Origin of the sequence: Ensifer sp. Root954 (assembly GCF_001429005.1) — a bacterium.
In the GTDB taxonomy this organism is placed as follows: domain Bacteria; phylum Pseudomonadota; class Alphaproteobacteria; order Rhizobiales; family Rhizobiaceae; genus Ensifer; species Ensifer adhaerens.
The window spans coordinates 241,404-256,007 of sequence record NZ_LMJM01000051.1 but is presented as its reverse complement, the minus strand read 5'-3'; the positions used below and the strand labels follow the sequence as shown (position 1 = coordinate 256,007).

Annotated in this window: 11 protein-coding genes; 3 read left to right on the top strand and 8 right to left on the bottom strand. The window is 63.3% G+C overall.

The genetic code is table 11. The features are described 5' to 3' along the window. Positions 1–9: 9 nt before the first annotated feature. From ASE71_RS30460 to ASE71_RS30425, 8 genes are all read right to left on the bottom strand, one after another. Positions 10–1,371 (bottom strand): O-acetylhomoserine aminocarboxypropyltransferase/cysteine synthase family protein, encoded by a 1,362-nt coding sequence (locus ASE71_RS30460; protein WP_082566553.1) that lies wholly within the window; start codon positions 1,369–1,371, stop codon positions 10–12. Between the two features lie 45 nt (positions 1,372–1,416). Beyond that, positions 1,417–2,454 carry an isopenicillin N synthase family dioxygenase gene (locus tag ASE71_RS30455; protein WP_034799159.1) on the bottom strand — a complete coding sequence of 346 codons (1,038 nt, stop codon included), beginning with the start codon at positions 2,452–2,454 and terminating at the stop codon, positions 1,417–1,419. 437 nt (positions 2,455–2,891) lie between these two features. Beyond that, positions 2,892–3,128: a hypothetical protein gene (locus tag ASE71_RS30450; protein ID WP_034799160.1), complete on the bottom strand. Its 237-nt coding sequence runs from the start codon at positions 3,126–3,128 to the stop codon at positions 2,892–2,894. Positions 3,129–3,247: 119 nt separating this feature from the next. Then, positions 3,248–3,973, bottom strand: coding sequence for a TfuA-like protein (locus tag ASE71_RS30445; RefSeq protein ID WP_060521792.1), 726 nt, complete (start codon positions 3,971–3,973; stop codon positions 3,248–3,250). Further along, positions 3,970–5,217, bottom strand: coding sequence for a YcaO-like family protein (locus tag ASE71_RS30440; RefSeq protein ID WP_082566552.1), 1,248 nt, complete (start codon positions 5,215–5,217; stop codon positions 3,970–3,972). Before ASE71_RS30440 ends, ASE71_RS30445 begins: the two co-directional genes overlap by 4 nt. A 7-nt stretch (positions 5,218–5,224) precedes the next feature. Beyond that, a complete protein-coding gene (locus tag ASE71_RS30435) occupies positions 5,225–5,446 on the bottom strand; it encodes a hypothetical protein (RefSeq protein ID WP_034799164.1) in 222 nt (73 codons plus the stop codon). A 32-nt stretch (positions 5,447–5,478) separates the two neighbouring features. Then, the gene (locus ASE71_RS30430; RefSeq protein WP_060521791.1) at positions 5,479–7,350 is read right to left on the bottom strand and encodes a hypothetical protein; all 1,872 of its coding nucleotides are present in this window, start codon (positions 7,348–7,350) and stop codon (positions 5,479–5,481) included. Between the two features lie 27 nt (positions 7,351–7,377). After that, on the bottom strand, positions 7,378–7,827 hold the full coding sequence (locus ASE71_RS30425) for a helix-turn-helix domain-containing protein (RefSeq protein WP_060521790.1): 450 nt from the start codon (positions 7,825–7,827) through the stop codon (positions 7,378–7,380). 427 nt (positions 7,828–8,254) lie between these two features. On the opposite strand from ASE71_RS30425, the gene ASE71_RS30420 reads away from it, so the two are divergent. The 3 genes from ASE71_RS30420 (at position 8,255) to ASE71_RS30410 (ending at position 14,587) form a co-directional block, all read left to right on the top strand. Next, positions 8,255–10,852 (top strand): SH3 domain-containing protein, encoded by a 2,598-nt coding sequence (locus ASE71_RS30420; RefSeq protein ID WP_060521789.1) that lies wholly within the window; start codon positions 8,255–8,257, stop codon positions 10,850–10,852. 108 nt (positions 10,853–10,960) lie between these two features. After that, on the top strand, positions 10,961–13,096 hold the full coding sequence (locus ASE71_RS30415) for a mechanosensitive ion channel family protein (protein WP_082566551.1): 2,136 nt from the start codon (positions 10,961–10,963) through the stop codon (positions 13,094–13,096). A 36-nt stretch (positions 13,097–13,132) separates the two neighbouring features. Beyond that, on the top strand, positions 13,133–14,587 hold the full coding sequence (locus tag ASE71_RS30410; protein ID WP_060521787.1) for a lytic transglycosylase F: 1,455 nt from the start codon (positions 13,133–13,135) through the stop codon (positions 14,585–14,587). Positions 14,588–14,604 lie beyond the last annotated feature (17 nt).

The window sequence follows — 14,604 nt, the reverse complement described above, 5'->3', positions numbered from 1 at the left end:
GTCTTACGCTCAGGCGGCGTCGATCGCTTGTCTGAGATCGCCGATGATGTCGTCCGGATGTTCGATGCCGATCGAAAGCCTGACATAGCCGGGCGTCACCCCGGTCTTTAGCTGGTCGATCTCCGACAGCTGCGAGTGCGTCGTCGTGGCGGGATGAATGGCCAGTGAGCGGGCGTCGCCGATATTGGCGACATGGTAGAGCAGTTTCAGCCCGTCGATGAAACGCCGTCCCGCCTCGCGACCGTCCTTCAGCTCGAAGCCCACGAGCGCGCCATAGTGGCCGTTCAGCAGATATTTCCCGCCGCGCGCTTTTGCCTCGCCATCCTGGAACTTCGGGAAGATCACCCGCGCCACCTTCGGGTGGGTGCGGAGGAACTCGGCCACCTTGATGGCATTCTCGTTGTGCTGCCGGATCCGGAGCGGCAGCGTTTCCAGACCCTGGATGAACTGGAATGCGTTTAGCGGGCTGATCGCGGCGCCGAGGTCGCGCAACAGCACCGCGCGGGCGCGCAGGATATAGGGATGAAACGCGATCGCGGCCGCTTTTTCGAGCCAAGTCTTGCCCTGGTAGCTCGGGTCAGGCTCGTGCAGGTTCGGATGGCGCGCCTCATGCTCGTGCCAAGGAAACTGGCCGCTGTCGATGATCGCGCCGCCGATCGAGGTACCGTGCCCGCCGATGTATTTTGTCGTCGAATAGACGACTACCGCAGCGCCGTGGTCGAAGGGCCGGATCGTCAGCGGGGCCGCCGTGTTGTCGACGACCAGCGGAATGCCGAAGCGCTTGCCGATCTCGGCGACCTCGGCGATCGGAAAGACCTCCAGCTTCGGATTCGGCAGGGACTCGGCATAATAGGCACGTGTCCGGTCGTCCGTCGCCCGGGCAAACGCCTCGGGATCAGCCGCATCGACGAAACGAACCTCGATGCCGAAACTTTTCAGCGTGGCGGCAAACAGCGCCCAGGTGCCGCCATAAAGGCCGGCGGCGCTGACGACGTTGTCGCCGGAGCGCGCAAGGTTCAGGAGCGCGAAGGCTGATGCCGCCTGGCCGGAGCCAAGTGCCAGCGCGGCTGCTCCCCCTTCGATCTCCGCCAGCCGCTGCTCAAACGCGTCTTGCGTCGGGTTGGAAACGCGGGTGTAGAGATGCCCCGGCGCCTCCAGCGCAAAGAGCTTGTCGGCGCCGTCGGTGCCGGGCAGTTGATAGGAGGTCGTCTGGTAGATCGGCACGGCGACGGCGCCGCTTGCCGGATCGAAGCGATAGCTGCCGCCGTGGAGCGCCAGCGTTTCGGGATGCAACCGCCCGCCGGCTTCGCGCAGGCCGTTCGGCGTCTTGATCTCGACTGCCGGTTCTTCCGGCTTCTGATGGATCGTCATGCCATTTCTCCTTGGCTCTCAGGTTGATCGGCGCTGTCCGGTTGATCAGGCGGGCACAGCCGCCTTTGGCTGTTCCAGCAGGTCTGCGTGGTGCGCGGCGGCGACATCGGGGTGCGAGCGCAGCCGGGATTTCAGCACGTTGCGGCCGACCTCGTGGAAGAGCGGGTTCTGCGGATCCTGGGTGACGCCGCGGACCTCGGCTGCAAGCTGTGGCGGGAGATCGAGCACCGGGATGGTCGAAGCGAGATTGGCGCCGAGGAAGAAGGCGACCGAGAGCCGATCGCCGCCAGCTGGCGGCGTTACCACCCGGTGGATGTTGGCGAGCAGATAGCCGTTCGATGCCAGTTCCAGGAGTTCGCCGACATTGATGACGAAGGTGCCGCGCTTCGGCGGTGCGTCGATCCAGCCGCCCTTGCCGTCGTCGACCTGCAGTCCGCCGACCACGTCCTGCAACAGGATGGTGACGAAGCCGCCGTCCTTGTGGGCGCCGACGCCCTGATCGCTTTCGGTCTTGTCGCGGCCGGGATAGCGGATGATCTTCAGCAACTGGTTGGGGCCATCGCGATAGATCGGCCCGAAGACATCGGGCTTCTGCCCGAGCGCTTCGGAGAAAATCTCGATCAGCCGGATACCGAGCCCGGTGACGGCTTCGATATAGCCAAGGATCGCAGGCTTCAGTTCCGGCAAGGCGTCCGGAAACTGGTTCGGGCCGACAAGCCGCTTCCACGGCGCATCGCCGGACGCGATATTGAGGCTCTGGCGCTCGGGACCAAAGTCGACCTGTTCGCGCCAGTCCTGCGTGCCGCGCGTGTATTCGAGGCCGGCGCGATTGTAGCCGCGGAAGTGCGGCGACTTGCGCATCTCGATCGCCAGCTTGTCGTCCTCCGGCAGCGCGAAGAAGCGGCGCGAAAGCGAGAGAATGCCGTCGATTTCGTCCTGCGGGATCCCGTGGCCCTCGAGATAAAAGAAGCCCACCGAGCGGGCAACGCTGCGCAACTCGTCGAGCGCTGCGGCCCGCTCGGGGTGGCCCGCCGCAAAGCGCGAAAGGTCAAGGACGGGCAGGGTTGGATTTGTCTGGCTCAAGCTGGTCTCCCTTTGTCGTTCAGGCGGTGGGCCAGTCGATAAGGGCCCTGCGCCGGTTCGCACATGATGGGAGAAGCCTAACCGGAGGTGGCTCGCTCACTCAATATTGTCTATGGAAATTATGGACTAAATTTCAACGAAAGCGCGAAGCGGGCTTTCGAACGGAACTGGTTTGCGGGGAATATCCGTCCCGGCCGTCTGTTTTACGGATTCCCTGAGCTGTCTCATGCGGTGCGAGAGCAACGATCGTTCGGCGACGAAATCCGCTTGCGGCGAAACGCGGGGAGCGGCAGACGCTAGGCCTAACAACGACCAAAACCCCGCTTCGCCTTCGGCCAAACGGGGCTATCTTCGTGTCATCGCTCAATCGCAAAGCCACCGGTCCGCGCAGGCGGACCAATCGCGGGATGACCGCAATCCCAAAAGCGGCGTGGAACTCAGCAGCGGCCGAGGCTCGGGCGCGTCAGCAACTCGTTGGTCAGATGCGCTCTCTGGCTGCCGCAGTCCTCGGCCTCCTTGAGCAGCGATGCGAGCGCGAGTTCGAGACAGTATTGCACGCCTTCGACGTTGAGGGTCTTGGCGGAGTCGCGCGCATAGGTGACAAGACGAGCCAGTGCCAAGAGCTCCTTTTCCTTGTCTTCCGGTTCTACTGGCACAGCAAATGAAGATAGCATGATTTTCCCCAGCTTCCTTTGGATCCGCAGATCCAGCCCACCGTGGCCAATCATAGCGTGACTTCGCGGCATTGCGCGTGACATGAGCGTGACACACGTTGTATGTGAAAACCACATCCTTAAGATGAAGCGTCAGGTTGACCGAACAACCTCTTCCACATGCTGGTAGAATTGAATTTCCAGCCTTGCGTTGCAACCGTCCGTTGGGTTGGCGTGTGTCGCAGTGCGTCCAGTAAATGTCGCGCGTCGATGCCCTTCTGGTCGACATATTCGCTCGCGAGCAGCGCGGTGAGACGGGCGGGGTTCGTCCCCGCCGGCAGTGCAACGCGCGCGACGATGCCCGCCCAGTTGCGCTCCTTGTAGAACATGGCGGACGCCGTCGCGCCCATCAATGCGATGAGCGCTGGGGCAAGGGCTTGGGTCTGCGAGAGGCGCTTGAGCGTCGCATCGACGTTGACCAGCGGGAGTGTCAGCGGCAGATAGCCGAGTTCGGCCGGGCCGTGGATCAGCGCAACATCGGCGTCGTCCACGCGGGCTCCTTCGGCGTATTGCCGGTAGATCTCGCCAATGCCGACCATGCCGAAGGGCGCGCATTCCGCCGCGCGCAGCGCGCCCATGCTGGCCGCGCCGAAGACCTGCACGCCCAGCGACAGCGCATAAAGGATTTCCTTGTGCCAGACGGGCGCAGCATTTTCGAAGTTGCCGTCGATAAGCCCGATCGCGGTTGCACCGCCCTCAACTTCGCGCAGGACGTCGCCCTGAACGGCAGGCGGGAGGATTAGGACGCTCTTGTCCGCCGCGTTTCGTGCGTCCGGCAGCGTCGGGCCAACAAAGACAACGTTCATCCGGCCTCCAGAGCACGGGCGAGCGCGCGTTCTCCGAAGCGACGCTTGCGCAGGCCGTCGGGATTTTCGAGGGCCGGAACGATGACCTTGACCACCGAGAAAGGTGCAACGCCTTCCATCAGCGGAACGACGACAACCGTCCGGACGCCAGCCACTTCAAGCCGCCGCAGTACGTAATCGAGCTGCGCCTGAGGCCCGGCCGGGACATCGGGGGCCGCCACGCTTGTCCGGAGCGGCACGGCGGCAAACAGGCCTCGCGTTTCCTCGGGAAGGTCGCGGGTGAAGGTTTCCGGGAACACATCGTCGCGGGCGCCGCTGATATAGGTAAGCCGCGACTGGGCGGCCTCGGTCACGGCACGGATGGCGGCGCGCCGCGCCACGGGGTGGGCACCGTGGCCGATCGTGACGTCGTGATAACGCGGCTGCCTGGCCGAGAGAATGCCCGCTTCGGCGAGGGTTGCGGCATAGCAGGGGATGCCGATGTCGCTGGTCATGTCGAACAGGCGCAACTCCAGACCTGAAGAGGCGATCCGTTCCGTAAGGGCATCGAGGACAGGATCCTCCAAACTTCCCGGATCGATGCAGCCTCGGTGCTTGCCGTTCAGCGGCAGCATTCGCCACAGCGTTTCGGCGTCGCGCTCGATGCGCTCGAGCAAGCCGTGCAGGGTCGCCTCGGTCTCGGTGTTGCCCGAGGCCAGGCCATCGGAGGACTGCCAGTAACGACAATCGACGATCGTCCGGTCGAGGATTGTCGCTTCGCGCGGGACCCAGGTGGTTGCGCCGTCAAAGAGGTCGAAGCCACGGAGCCAGTCGATCGTTTCGTCGTTCTGAAGGTCCGCTTGCCCCGCCGAGATGAGCCCCGGCAGATGCAGCGTTCGATCGCCCGTTTCGGAAAGAGCCCGGCTGGTGGCCGTTCTTGTCGCGGCCGACGGCGCGCAGGCCACTGCCCGCTCGATCGCCTCCATGGCCGCCGAAACCTTGGCGTCAACGTCGGTGATGCCTTTTCCCTGGTTGATGACGATCGATCGGGCGTTGGGCGACACGGCGCTCCACACGGGAATGCCGAGCCGGTCGAGGCCGGTCAGCCGCGCGAGCCGGGTGACGCCGAGCGCCGGCAGGAATGCCTCGATCCGCCGGAACGTTTCTTCTGGCGGGCAGGCGCGATCGCTGTAGGAAAGCGGCTCGGCCGCCGGACGGCTGGAATGCTCGTCCGACGGCCGGCCAGTTTCAGCGGCTTGTGCCACGCGTGGACTAGCCGTCCATGAACCCGCCGGAAACGGAGCCGGACGAGGCCGCAACCACGGCGAGATTGACGCCCTTGTGCACCATTGCCCCGCTGTTGTTACGCAGGTCGTTGGCCGCAGCCAGCGGCCCCTGCGTCGGCGTTGCGATCTGCGAGACCGTGCCCGCATCCAGATCCGCAACCCAAAGCCGGTTGTCACCCGCCAAACCGATCACCACTACTTTTGCCATTTTCCCCTCCTGGCCGTTGCTGATGTGAGAAATTAGAAGCCCGCCTTGCGCAGGCCCTCGCAATAATGAACGCGCTGCCATTCTTCCCTAAAGGGAACGATGGTCATCCACTTGTCGAGATCAAAGTCCGGATGCACGTCGAAAGTCTTACGGACGAACTGGCGCGCTTTTTTCCGGTTGCCGAGCATGCCCCAACTTGCCGCCGACAGCCGGTCGGCAGGGGTCGGATCGCGCATGCGCTCGATATAGGCGATCGCCTGCTCATACTGGCCAAGCGAGTAGCTGGCGCCGGCCGCGGTCCAGAAATATTCGTCCGGCGCAATCGGGTTGAGATCGATTGCTGCCTGGATCTTGCGCAGGCCACCCTCGGGGCGCGAAGCTTGCACCAGCGTGTCGGCGTAGCTCGCAATCACGTTGGCGTGCTGAGGGCTCAGCGCCTCCGCCTTGTCATGGTATTCCATGCTCTCGTCGAACTGTCTCAAGTAGAGCTTGACGACGCCAAGCTCGCGATAGCCCGTTGCCAGCGTGTCGTCGGCCACCACCGCATCGCGCGCATGCCGTTCCGCAAGCGCCAGCAGCTCTGCGTCGCCGCGGGCTGTCAGCAGCCACTCGAAAAAATAGCTGCGGGCGAGCCCGCTCATCGCCGGCGCAAAGCCGGAGTTCTCATAGAGCGACTGGCGGAAACTCTTGCGCGCGCGCCGCAGCTCCGGAAGGTTGAGCTGCTTGAGATAGCGCTGCCCGAGGAGGAAGCTGCGGTACGAGCCGACATTGGTCTCGTAGGTCTGGCGATGGGTCTCGTTGCGCTCCACCTGGTTGGCGATCGCCAGCGCGATCTGGCGGGCGATTTCCCGCCGTGAGGCCATCAGCCCGTCGCCATCGAGATTGAAACGGTCGGCCCAGATCACTTCGTCATTGGCAAAGAAGATCAGTTGCGTGAAGAGCGTCAGCCGGCTGCCTTCGTCGGTCAGGCGCGTGTCGAGAATGTAGCTGATGGCGTGCTTCTGGTAGGTGCTGGCCTTGTCTGCCTGCAGGCTGATCTGTGCGGCCGTGTAGGGCGCGATCACCGAAACCGAGCGAAGCGCGCAAAGCCCGATCGTCACGTCCTCGATCAATGCGCTTGCAAATTGTGTTGCCGGACTGTCGTTCGCGCCGTTGTTCGGCGGCAGAAGCACGACGCGCGGCGGGCGCGAGTCGGCTGCCGGCTCCGACGTCGGCGCGATTATCGTCGAGACCGATCGCAATTCCGGCCTGTTGATCGCGATCGCGCCGCCGCCATTCGAGACAGCCCGTGCCTCCAGATGGTTGCCCTCAAGCTGAAACGCCTGGGTCAGGATCTTGCGCACGTCCTCGTCGAGCGGGTTGCGCTCGAGCAGCCGGGTCGCTGCCGCCTTGACCAGCTTGCGATGATTGTTCGTCGCCTCCGCTGCCGCAAGAAGCAGGCTTTCGCGCAGCAGCGCCATATGCTCGCCACGCTGCCGCTCGATCCAGCCATGCAGCGCCTGGCCCTGGGACTTCAAGTCCTTGAGGAAGTCTTCCTGGAAGGTTTCGACGGCCCACTGGAGACGGGAAAGTGGATCGCCCGCCTCACGCCCGATGGTATCGAGGTCGCTCTTGAGCCGGCTGGCGTCGAAGCGCACGGCCGACGGCGAGAAACTCAGGAAGTGACAGCCGAGTTCTTCCTGGCGCGCGCTGATGCGGGAGACCGTCTTGCGCAGATTGACGAAGGCCTGGCTCGGGACGATCTCGTCCCAAAGGAGCTTGGCGACATCGTTTCTTGACTGCTCGCTGTGGCCGCCGACGATCAGATGACACAGGATCAGCAGACCCTTTTCGGGAAACGCTACCTCACGCCCGCCGTTATCGACGAGCCGCAAGCGCCCGAGGGTCTGCAGTCTGAATGTCATCCGGTCATTCCTGTCGGGCGCGGGTGCTTAGCCGTGCAGGTCCTGAGCGTGGCTCGTGCTTGAGCGGGCGGTCTCGGTCTCCGGCGTCTGGGCAACGGCGGCGACCAGCGAGATGATCTTCTTGCGCAGCACCGGGTCCGTGATCTTCAGGAAAGCGCGGTTGAGCGCGATGCCTTCCTTCGACGAAACGAAGGACGAGATTTCGCTCGGCTCGCGCGTTGTGTCGCCGTTGCGTGCGCCGGCAGGGTCTTCACCCTCCTGGAAGAAGAAGCTCGGGTGCACGCCGAGGATATCGGCGATCGCCTGCAGACGGCTCGCGCCGATGCGGTTGGTGCCTTTTTCGTACTTCTGTACCTGCTGGAATGTGATCCCGAGACCGTCGGCCAGCTTCTCCTGGCTCAGTCCGGCCATCAACCGACGCATCCTGACGCGGGAACCGACAAAGACATCGATCTGGCTGGGGGCTTTCGTGTTCACTTGTATTTCCTCCGCACGTAGGAGTGGTCAAATCATACATATGAGTTTGCTTGAATAAATGACTCTATGCAATCACTACGGGCTAAAACACAAAGATTTGCGACGCTTTAATGATTTTACCCGGGGAGACGGGATAGCGACCGTCGCGATCGGGACAGAAGCGGGCAACCTGAAGGACCGGGGAGGGGTGGTGAAACGGCATGCGCCCCTGCGGCGCTCCGAATCGTTCCGGTATCCGGCGTTTGCTGCGGCACGCTCCGCTCCGTTGCGTCTAACTTCTCGGCGACCCGTTACGGTCGCCGTTACTGTTACGTACTTGCGCTTTGGCGATGGGCAAAGATGTCTATGGCTCAACCAGTTCCGGTGCCAGCTTCGGCTTCAGTCGTTGCGGGCGCGGGTCGGCCGCCCGGGATCTCGGAGAACCGTAATGCGCAGACTGACACTCGCCTTCACCCTCCTCGCGATTGCCGCGGTTCCGGCGCGGGCCGGGCCGGCAACGACGAGCGCCTCAGTCAATTTCCGGGAAGGACCGGGAACCGCCTCCAACAGTCTGGGGACGATCGCCGAGGGAACCGAGGTCGATGTCAAGGAATGCGACGATGCGGGCACCTGGTGCGCGGTAAGCTTCAATGGCCAGAACGGCTTCGTGAGCGGCAAGTACCTGAACGATGCCGATCCCAAGGGGCTCGGTTGGCCGCGCGCCTACAAGACCGATAGTGGCGCGACCATCACGCTCTATCAGCCGCAGATCAACGCCTGGAAGGATTTCACCGAACTCGATGCGCTGATCGCCGCCGAATACAAGCAGTCCGACGACGCCAAGCCGATCTTCGGCGTGGTTGGCGTTACTGGCAAGACCGATGCCGACAGCGCCTCCGGCCAGGTCGTCGTTTCTGATATCAAGATGACCGAGATCAACTTCTCCGTCCTCGACCGGAAGGAACTGGCGGATCTGACGCTCGAGGTCGGCAAGCTGATGCCGGTCGGGACGATCACCATTTCGGAGGACAAGCTGACGGCGAGCCTCGCCGACTACCAGCGGCTCGGCAATGTCGAGGGGTTGAAGGCCGACGCGCCGCCGATCTTTATCAGCAAGAAGCCGGCGATCCTGGTGCAGACCGACGGCAAGGCCGTGTTTGCCCCGGTCAAGGGCGTCGAGGGGCTCTCCTTCACGGTCAACACCAATTGGGATCTGTTCAAGGTCGAGGCTGACGCCACTTATTACCTGCGCAACGACAAGTCATGGCTGCAATCGAAGGATCTCGCCTCGGGATGGCAGTCCGCCTCGTCGCTTCCCGACATACTCAGCAAACTGCCGGACGACGACAACTGGAAGGATGCCAAGGCGGCGATCCCGCCGCAGGCGGACAAGGTGATCGTGCCCGACGTCATCTATTCGGACAAGCCGTCGGAACTGCTCGCCTTCGACGGTGAGCCGAAACTCGAACAGGTGCCGGGCACCGGTCTCAAGGTTGCGACCAACACCGAGAGCGACGCCTTTTACCGTGACGTTGACTCAAGCTGGTACATCCTCGTATCCGGTCGCTGGTTCGCGAGTACCGCGCTCGACGGCCCCTGGACCTTCGCGACGCCCAAGCTGCCGCAGGACTTCCAGAACATTCCGCAGGATGCCGCCTATTACACGGTGCGCGCGTCCGTTCCCGGTACCTCCGAAAACGCAGAGGCGCGGCTGAAGGCGAGCATTCCCGAAAAGGCGCGTGTCTCGCTCGATGGCTCCGTCACGGTGGACGTCGCCTATAGCGGCGACCCGAAGTTCGAAACGATCGACGGGACGTCCCTGACCTACGCGGTCAACACCAACGAGACCGTCATCAAGGTCGGCGACAAGTATTTCGTGCTCAAGGACGGGGTCTGGTTCGTCGGCGATGCACCGACCGGGCCGTTCGCTGTGGCAAAGGCGGTGCCGGACGAGATCTATACCATCCCGCCGTCGTCGCCGATCTACAATGCCACCTATGTGCGCATCTACGATACCGAGCCCGACGCGGTCTGGTTCGGCTATACGATGGGTTACCTGGGTGCCTATCTCGCCTGGGACACCTTCGTCTACGGCACCGGCTGGTACTATGACGACTATTGGGATTACGGCTGGGCCGGTGGCGGTTACTGGCCCTATTATCCACGCCCGGTAACCTATGGGGTCGGCGCCTTCTATAATCCGGCCATCGGTACGTTCGGCCGCTATGGATATGCCTACGGGCCCTATCGCGGCATTGCTGCCGGTGCGGCCTACAATCCGCGCACGGGCACCTACGTTCGCGGCGCGGCCGGCTACGGACCGAACGGAGACCGCGGCTTCGTCGCCGCCTACAATCCGCGCACCGGCAACGCGGCGATGGCCCGCGGCGGACATAACGTCTACGGAAGCTGGGGCACCGCGGCCGTCAAGCACGGGTCCGATTTTGCCCGCATCAGCGGCGGCTCGACCGCCAATGGCGCCGGCGTCAATTGGCGCACGTCGGACGGGAACCATGGCTTTGTCGCCGGCGGCAAGGGCGGCGACGTCTATGCCGGCCGTGACGGAAACGTGTATCGTCGTGACGACGGACAATGGCAAAAGCGTACGCCCGACGGTTGGCAGCCAGTCCAGAAGCCTTTGATCCAGGATAGGACCAAGGTGGGCGAGCAATTCTCCGCCAATCATCCGGATGCGGCGGCGAACCTCAACCAGCGGATCGACACGCGCCAGCAAGCCGGTCAAGGCGCGGACCGCGCTCGTGCCCCCGATCATCTGGCGATCGACAATATCGGACGTCAACTTGGCAACCAGCGCTCCTTCGAACGACAGTCTTTCGATCAGCGGCCGTTGAATTTCCCGAGCAGTGGCGGAGGCGGCTTTGACCGACCCGGTGGCTTTGGTGGCGGCGGCTTTGATGGCGGTGGTTTCCACGGTGGCGGCGGCTTCCACGGCGGTGGTGGCTTTGGTGGTGGCGGTGGATTTAGCGGAGGTGGCTTCCATGGAGGCGGTGGGTTCCATGGCGGTGGTGGATTCCGTCGCCGTTGACCGCGACGCTCTTGACGTTGGCGCAACAGCCCGGTGGTATGTTAGCCTTTGTAATGATTGAGAGTCGTGCCGGTCGGGGGACGGGCATGTTCGTCGGGGGTGCTGAGAATGGGCTGTGTCGGGTCGTCGGGTCGCTTGCTTGTGGGGCCGGTCTTCGGTCTCGTGGCTTTTCTTTCCGTTGTTTTTGGGCTGGTTTCGCCAGGGCTGGCGCAGGAAGCCGCGCCGGCGGCTCCGCCCGCAAAGGTCCAGCAGCTGATCCAGCTTCTCGATGATCCGGAAGTGAAACAGTGGCTGTCGACGAAACAGGCCCCGCCCGCCACTGCGGCCGAAGCTCCGGCCGGAACGCCCGCAACCGGTGTCGTGGCGCGTTGGACCGCCGAAATCAGGCGTCATCTGACCGGCATCGGCAACGCCGTGCCGCGTGTCCTTCCGGAAATGCAGGCGGCGCGCCAGCGCCTTTCCGGCGACATGGAGAGCCATGGCGCCGCTCCCATCCTCAAAGGGTTTTTCCTGATCCTGGCGATCGGCTACGGCGCCGAATATCTCCTGCGCTGGCTGCTCGGACGCAGCCTGAAGGGGGCGGTGCTGACGGGGCCGGCCCGCACCATGCTCACACGGCTTCTGCCGCTTATCGTTTTTGCGGCTGCCAGCATGTCGGTGCTGGCGATCGCCGACTGGCCGACGCGGCTGGAAACGACGATCGCGCCGCTGCTCGGCGCCTGGATCGGAGCACGCCTTTTGATGATCATCGCCTCGGCGGTCCTGACGGGGGGACCGGTCAACGAGGGGAATGCGGACGGGCGAGGCGGTTACCTCTCGCTCACGCCCGATGAGGCCAGCTTCTGGCACCGGCATGCCCTATGGCTGATCGGTGGCGGGGCGCTCGTCTGGGGTGTCGGCGACGCGATGAGCGCGTTGTCGATTTCCGCGGACGTGCGCAATCTCATCACCGCGCTTCTTGGGCTCGTGGTCCTCGCGCTCGGGATCCTCACAGTCGTGCGGCGTCCGGTGGGGGCCGTCGTCGGTTCGCGCCGTATCGTCGGCAACGTGTTCCTGGTTGCCTTCCTGATCGTGCTTTGGCTGCTTTGGGTCGCCGGCATGGACGTGCTGTTCTGGATCGGCCTTTACGTGATCGGCTTGCCGCCGCTGCTGCGTTTCACGAGCGCCTTTACCAAGACGATGCTGGATAGCTCGGCAGAGGACGATCCGCGCGTGGTGCGCAACATCTTCATCGAGCGCGGGGCACGGCTGCTGGTCATCGCGCTTGCCGCCGGCTGGCTGGCGCTCGTCTTCAAGGTCAGCGCCACGTCGATGATGCAGGACGACGCCTTCAATCGGGTGTTCCGCGGCGTCCTGGCGGGTATCGTCATCCTGCTGGCTGCAGATCTGGTCTGGCAGCTCGTCAAGGGTTTCATCAACCTGCGCGTCAAGCAGGCCAATCACGCGACCGAAGACCCGGCCGAGCGCGCCCGCAACACCCGCCTGATGACGTTGCTGCCGATCCTGCGTAACTTTCTGGCAGCCTTCATCGCGATCGTGGCCGTGCTGATGGTGCTCTCCGGCCTTGGGGTGGAAATCGGCCCGCTGATTGCCGGCGCCGGTGTCTTCGGCGTGGCGATTGGCTTCGGCTCGCAGACGCTGGTCAAGGACGTCATCAGCGGCATCTTCTACATGATGGACGATGCCTTCCGCATCGGCGAATACATCCAGAGCGGCAGCTACAAGGGCACGGTCGAATCCTTCAGCATTCGCTCGGTCAAGCTCCGGCATCATCGCGGTCCCGTGTTCACGGTGCCTTTCGGCTCGCTCGGCGCGGTGCAGAACATGAGCCGCGACTGGGTGATCGACAAGTTCCTGATCAACGTTTCCTTCGATGCCGACGTCGCCAAGGTGAAGAAACTGGTGAAGGGCATCGGCGCCAAGCTGCTCGAAGATCCGGATATCGGGCCGCTGATCCTGGAAACGGTCAAGATGAAGGGTGTCGAGAACTTTGGCGACTACGGCATGACCTTGAGTTTCGCCATGAAGACGAAGCCGGGGGCACAGACCCAGGTCCGGCGCCGGGCGCAGGTGATGATCAAGGAATCCTTCAAGGAAAACGGCATCAACTTCGCCTCGCCGACCGTGCAGGTGGCGGGCGACGAGCAGCAGCAATCCGTCGCCGCGGCCGCCGCGACCCGCGACGCCATCGCCAAGAAGAATGCGGCCGCCGCGCTTGGCGAAGGCGGTCCGCCGCAGGAATAGCATTTCGGCAACAGGGTTCTCGGGCTGGGGGCTGACATGAAACGCGTTCTCTTGGGGCTGCTGCTTCTCGTGTTCTTCACGGGAAGCGGCGCCTTGGCACAGTCGAACGAGCAATTCCTTCGCTCGATGTTCGTCCCCCACAAGGACGACTTCGACGGAATGGAAAAGCGGCGCGTGATCCGCATCATCGTGCCTTTCAGCAAGACCATCTATTTCCTCGATCGCGGCCAGCAATTGGGCACGGCCGTCGACTTCGGAACGGCGCTCGAACACGAACTCAACAAGGGGAGGAAGAAGCAGATCGACAAGATCCGCGTCGGGTTCCTGCCGATGCCGCGGGCGCGTCTGCTCTCGGCGCTCGAAGAAGGGCTTGGCGATATCGTCATGGCCAATCTGACGATAACCGAGACGCGGCTTGCAAAGGTCGATTTCACCGCGCCGCTGTTCGACGAAGCCAAGGAGGTGCTGGTCACCGGCCCTTCGGCGCCGGCGATCACAAGCGTCGACGATTTGAGCGGGCAGGAACTGCATGTGCGCCGATCGAGCAGCTATTACGAGCACCTGGCGGCGCTCAGCGCCGGCTTCGAAAAGGCCGGTCGCGCGCCGATCACGCTGAAGGACATGGATGAGAACCTCGAGGACGAAGACGTCCTGGAGATGATCAATGCCGGCCTGCTGCCCTGGACGGTCGTCGACAAATACAAGGCGGACATCTGGGTGAAGGTGTTCACCGACCTCAAGGTGCGCGACGACATCGTCGTTTCCGACCACGGGGAGATCGCCTGGGCGATCCGCAAGGACAGCCCCAAGCTTAAAGGTGTGCTCGACGACTTCGTCAAGACCCACAAGGTCGGGACGACCTTCGGCAACATCCTGAGGAGCACCTATTACAAGGGCGACAAGATGCTGAAGCGCGCCTATGCGCCAGCCGATGTCGAACGTTTCAAGCAACTCGTGGAAATCTTCCGCACGCACGGGAAGACCTATTCCTTCGACCACCTGATGCTGATGGCGCAGGGCTACCAGGAATCGCAGCTCGATCAGTCCCGCCGCAGCCACAGGGGCGCGGTCGGCATCATGCAGTTGCTGCCATCGACCGCTGCGGACAAGGCCGTCAACATTCGCGGCATCGATAAGGACGAGAACCTCAACGTCGAAGCGGGCTCGAAATATCTGCGCTACCTTGTCGATACCTACATCGACGACCCGGCCGTCACGCCGAAAAACCAGATGCTGTTTGCCTTCGCGGCCTACAATGCCGGACCGGGAAACCTGCGCAAGTTCAGGGCCAAGGCCAAGGATATGGGGCTCGACCCGAACCTCTGGTTCGGCAATGTCGAGAATGCGGCGGCGGCGATCGTCGGGCGCGAGACGGTGCAATACGTCAGCAATATCTACAAATACTATGTCGCCTATAGCCTGCTCTCGGAGCATGATACGGAAACCACGGTCGAGAAGGCCGGCAGCACAGGGGTGGCTGCAACGCCTTAGCGAACGCGGCGGCGCGA